This is a genomic window from Stenotrophomonas sp. STEN020 (assembly GCF_056760195.1).
The window spans coordinates 5,001-9,949 of record NZ_JBRREI010000092.1 but is presented as its reverse complement, the minus strand read 5'-3'; the positions used below and the strand labels follow the sequence as shown (position 1 = coordinate 9,949).

3 protein-coding genes and 1 rRNA gene (1 of these 4 only partly in view) are annotated in these 4,949 nt (G+C 62.7%); 2 read left to right on the top strand and 2 right to left on the bottom strand.

Going from position 1 to position 4,949, the window contains the following annotated elements:
• Window positions 1-125 precede the first annotated feature (125 nt).
• Complete coding sequence (locus ACVOLZ_RS21610) at window positions 126-1,250, bottom strand: anhydro-N-acetylmuramic acid kinase (RefSeq protein ID WP_481517922.1); 1,125 nt, start codon at window positions 1,248-1,250, stop codon at window positions 126-128.
• Between the two features lie 73 nt (window positions 1,251-1,323).
• The gene (locus ACVOLZ_RS21605) at window positions 1,324-2,781 is read right to left on the bottom strand and encodes a peptidoglycan DD-metalloendopeptidase family protein (protein ID WP_481517921.1); all 1,458 of its coding nucleotides are present in this window, start codon (window positions 2,779-2,781) and stop codon (window positions 1,324-1,326) included.
• A gap of 167 nt (window positions 2,782-2,948) precedes the next feature.
• Here ACVOLZ_RS21605 and tyrS point away from each other — a divergent pair, with 167 nt between their 5' ends.
• Together tyrS and ACVOLZ_RS21595 are read left to right on the top strand one after the other, a co-directional pair.
• Window positions 2,949-4,163, top strand: coding sequence for a tyrosine--tRNA ligase (gene tyrS / locus ACVOLZ_RS21600; protein ID WP_481517920.1), 1,215 nt, complete (start codon window positions 2,949-2,951; stop codon window positions 4,161-4,163).
• Between the two features lie 584 nt (window positions 4,164-4,747).
• A 16S ribosomal RNA gene (locus tag ACVOLZ_RS21595) occupies window positions 4,748-4,949 on the top strand (it continues 1,345 nt past the right edge of the window).

The following is a 4,949-nucleotide window of genomic DNA, read 5'->3' as shown; positions in this document are numbered from 1 at the left end:
CGCCGCGGACACCCCGCGGGGGGGGCGGGTTGGCTTACCTGCGGGCGTTGTGTTTTTTTTGGTTTCCCGGGGGGGGCGCTGGGGGGGGGGCGGGGGTCACTCCCCCGCTCCTACAAACCGGGGGCTCACGCCAAATGAATCGCGCCAAGAATCCTCGGCCCGCGCGCGCCGCTGACGCTGGGCAGATTGCCCGGCCGCCCAGCCAGGGTTTCCTGCGCCAACCACGCAAACCCCATCGCTTCCATGTAATCCGGGTCCAATCCGTGCTCGGCACTGGATCCGATCAGCACGCCCGGCAACCGCGCCTGCAATCGCGACAGCAACTGCGGGTTGCGTACGCCGCCACCGCAGACCAGCACGCGCCGCGCAGCCGGCAGCTGTGACAGCAGCGCATCGGCTACCGTGGCTGCGGTCAGCTCCAGCAGCGTCGCCTGCACATCAGCGGGCGCCAAAGGCGCCGCATCCAGTTGCGCCTCCACCCATTCCAGGTGGAACTGCTCACGGCCGGTGCTCTTCGGCGGCGGCAGCGCAAACCACGGCTCAGCCAACAATCGCGCCAACAAACCTTCATCCACCCGACCACTGGCAGCAAACGCCCCGTCAGCATCAAACGCATGACCAAGATGGCGTTGGCACCAGCCATCCAGCAAGGCATTGGCCGGGCCGGTATCGAAACCGCGGATGCTGCCGTCACGAGCGATCAGGCTCAGGTTGGCGATGCCGCCGAGATTGAGCACTGCACGGTCTTCGTCTGCACTGCCCAGCATCGCCAGATGGAAAGCAGGCATCAGTGGCGCGCCATGTCCACCTGCGGCCACATCGCGGCGGCGGAAGTCGGCAACGGTGGTGATGCCGGTCAGTTCGGCAATACGGTTGGCATCGCCAATCTGCCAGGTGAACGCCGGGGTGCTCAGCGGCCGGTGACGGATGGTCTGCCCATGCGAGCCGATAGCCTGCACCTGTTCGTGTCGCACTCCGGCATCTTCCAGCAGCTGGTTGGCCGCTGCGGCGAAGGCGATGCCGACGCTGGCATCCAGTTGCCCCAATGCATCCATCGACGCAGGTTCACCGCCTTGCCCCAGAGCGATCAGGACAGCGCGGGTCGCGCCGTCCCAGGTGTGGGTATGACCGTGCACGAAGCGGCATCCGCCGCTCGGCGGAAACTGCACCAGCGCCGCATCGATGCCGTCGGCGCTGGTGCCGGACATCAGGCCAAGAAACAACGGCAGCTGCGGATCAACAGAGTTCATGGCGGTCGCAAAAAAGAAACGGGCAGGGAAGCTTCAAGCTCCCTGCCCGTGTCGTCAACGGTGTTGCGTCGGCTCAGCCGCGCTTGCCGCCGGCTGCAGGTGTAGCTGCGGCAGTCTGGGTTGCCGCCGGCTTCTTGCTGTCGCCGGCATCGGCGTAGATCAGTTCTTCCATACCCCGGATACGCGCCATCGCCGGTGCGGTCTGTGCCCGGAAGGCGGCCAGATCGGCGCCCTGCAGCGGCTGCGGCGGCGGCATCGTCACCGACAGCGGGTTGCGGTGCACGCCGTTGACGCGGAATTCGTAATGCAGGTGCGGGCCGGTCGACATGCCGGTGGAGCCCACATAGCCGATCACCTGGCCCTGGTTCACGCGCTGGCCTGCACGGTAGGGGCCAAGCCGCGACATATGCCCGTACAGCGTGGTGTGGCCGCTGCCGTGGTCGAGGATCACCACATTGCCGTAGCCACGCTGGGTGCCGGCGAATTGCACGCGGGCGTCGCCGGCGGCCATGATCGGGGTGCCGGTGCGCGCGGCGTAGTCCACGCCCTTGTGGGTGCGCATCGTGCCCAGGATCGGGTGGCGGCGGGTGCCGAAGTTCGAGCTGAGGCGGGCGAACTGGATCGGCGAGCGGATGAAGCTCTTCTTCAGCGAACGGCCATTGAGGTCGAAGTACTCCTCCTTGCCGCCGCGATCAAAACGGAAGCCGGTATAGGTCTTGCCGCCGGTCTGGAAGGTCGCGGCCAGGATCTTGCTGGTGTCGATGCGCTCGCCTTCGCGCCAGGTTTCGTCCAGCACCACGCTGAAGCGGTCGCCCGGCTGCAGGTCCTTGGAAAAGTCGATGTCGTACTTGAAGATTTCATCGGTCATCGTGGCGATGGCTGACGGCGACAAGCCAGCCTTGCGCGCGGCGTTGTACAGCGAACTGGTGATTTCACCGCTGGCCACCACGGTGCGGGTGCTGGTTGCACGCTCGCTGACCTTTTCGCGGATCTGGTCGCCTTGCAGGGTCAGTTCCACGCGGTGATTGGCATCGCGGTCGAAGCGGATCGTGCGCAGCGCGCCATTGACCGGCAGGTCGAAGGCGATTTCCGCGCCGGGGCGCAGCTTGGTCAGCACCTCGCGGGTACCGGGATGGTCAAGCACCTTCTGCATGGTGGTCGCCGGCACACCAGCGGCTTCAAACAGGTCGCTCAGGGTCTGGCCACGCGCTACACGTTGGATCTGCCAGCTGTCGCCCGGGGTTTCGCCGCGGCGCGCTAGAGACAGCGGAGGCAAGGGCAGGGCAAGCGTGGAATGCGCCGACGGCAGGTTGCTGTCGATGGAATTGGAAAAGCCGGGAACGATCGTGGCCGCCAACGCACCGATGGTGACGAACAGGCTGGCATGGATCCAATGCCGCCGGTTCCAACGTTCGTTGAACGCGGCGGGCAGATGTTCCTTCAACTTCCGATGCAGGGCGTTGTCGTGCAGGACGTGGAGTCTTTCCTGGAAGCGCTGTTTGCGCGCGGAGCCATGATCGGGTTGGGACATCGGTCGGTTCTCTGGTCGACCCGGATCGCGGGCCCAAACGCAGGTAACATAGACACCTATCAATACCGCGTCAAACCATTGAGCCGCATGGCTTTTCAATCGGCTAACGTGGTTAACTTGTACTTAACACCATTCATGTTTTTGACTGCGAAGTCGGGAGTTTTAGCGTGTCCTCGATTGATGAAGCCCTTGCCCTGATCGGTCGCGGAGCCGATGAAATCCTCAAAGTGGAAGAACTGCTCCAGCGTCTGGAAAGCGGTCGCCCACTGCGTGTGAAGGCCGGCTTCGACCCCACCGCACCGGATCTGCACCTCGGCCACACCGTATTGCTGAACAAGCTGCGTCAGTTCCAGGACCTCGGCCACCAGGTCATTTTCCTGATCGGCGACTTCACCGGCATGATCGGCGACCCGTCTGGCAAGAGCCTGACCCGCAAGCCGCTCAGCAAGGAAGACGTGCTGGCCAATGCGCGCACCTATGAAGAGCAGGTGTTCAAGGTGCTGGACCGGGAAAAGACCGAAGTCCGCTTCAATTCCGAATGGTTCGGCAAGATGACTGCGGCCGACATGATCCGCCTGGCCGGCCAGCACACCGTCGCCCGCATGCTCGAGCGCGACGATTTCGCCAAGCGCTACGCCGCCCAGCAGTCCATCGCCATCCACGAATTCCTCTACCCGCTGGTGCAGGGCTACGACTCGGTGGCACTGGAAGCGGACGTCGAGCTCGGCGGCACCGACCAGAAGTTCAACCTGCTGATGGGCCGTGGCCTGCAGGAACACCACGGTCAGAAGGCACAGATCGTGCTGACCATGCCCTTGCTGGAGGGCCTGGACGGCGTCAACAAGATGTCCAAGTCGCTGAACAACTATATTGGTATCAGCGAACCGGCCATCGACATGGTCACCAAGACCATGAAGGTGGACGACACCTTGATGTGGCGCTGGATCGACCTGCTCAGCTTCGACATCTCCATCGACGAGGCCAAGCAGCTGCGGGCCGACGTCGAGGCCGGCACCATCAACCCGCGTGAGATCAAGCTGCGCCTGGCGCGCGAACTGACCACCCGTTTCCACGATGCCGCCGCCGCCGAACAGGCGATTGCTGGTTGGAGTGCCGCGGTGACCGGGCAGGGCGACATCACCCAGCTGCCGCTGCAGGAAGTCGCCATCCCGGCCGAAGGCCTGCGTATCGGCGCCCTGCTGACCGCCGCCGGCCTGACCCCGAGCAATTCCGAAGCCTCGCGCAAGCTCAAGGAGCGTGCGGTAAAGGTGGATGGCGAAGTGGTCGAAGACGCCCAGACCGTATTGCAGCCCGGCTTCGAAGGCCTGCTGCAGGTAGGCAAGCGCACTTTCGCCCGCGTCCTGCTGGTGGCAAGCGCATAAGGGCTCAAAGCCCAGAATGACTAAAGCCCCTCTCCCGCGTGCGGGAGAGGGGTTGGGGTGAGGGCAGGGCGAGGCGGAGTTGTTCCAGCGCCACCGCAAACCCAATCAGCACATCTGGAGAGCATTGCCCCCGCACACTAATAAGGTGCAAACCAAGCACTCCCCGCTTCTCCAGCGGCCCAATGAACGAAAGTTGGAAAAAACCTCCAACACCCCCTTCACAAACCCCGCAAAGAAGCACATACTTCACCTCCCCCGACGCAGGGGCCTCGCAAGAGGCGCAAGCGGAAGGAAAGCTTGAAGTTACCGCCTCGAAATGAGGTGTTGACGAAGCAGAAAAGCCCCCATATAATGGGCGGCTCGCTACGACGGAAACGTCGCAGCCTACGAAGAAGGCGCTGAGGCCCGATTCGAAGTTCTTTGAAAGTATGCGCAGGTATCTTGTGAGGACGCCTGCAGGAATGGATGACTGTCCATCTTGCAGACGTTTAATCAAGCAATGATTCAATTGTTTTAATGCAAGCGAAACGTTGCCAGTGGTTGAACTTCTGCAGCTAAAGTTATTGTCTTCGGACATGTAGTTTTAAGTGAAGAGTTTGATCCTGGCTCAGAGTGAACGCTGGCGGTAGGCCTAACACATGCAAGTCGAACGGCAGCACAGTAAGAGCTTGCTCTTATGGGTGGCGAGTGGCGGACGGGTGAGGAATGCATCGGAATCTACTCTTTCGTGGGGGATAACGTAGGGAAACTTACGCTAATACCGCATACGACCTACGGGTGAAAGCC

Coding starts and splice junctions, on each gene's coding strand:
- ACVOLZ_RS21605 (WP_481517921.1), bottom strand. CDS start 2,781: ATGTCCCAACCCGATCATGGCTCCGCGCGCAAACAGCGCTTCCAGGAA.
- ACVOLZ_RS21610 (WP_481517922.1), bottom strand. CDS start 1,250: ATGAACTCTGTTGATCCGCAGCTGCCGTTGTTTCTTGGCCTGATGTCC.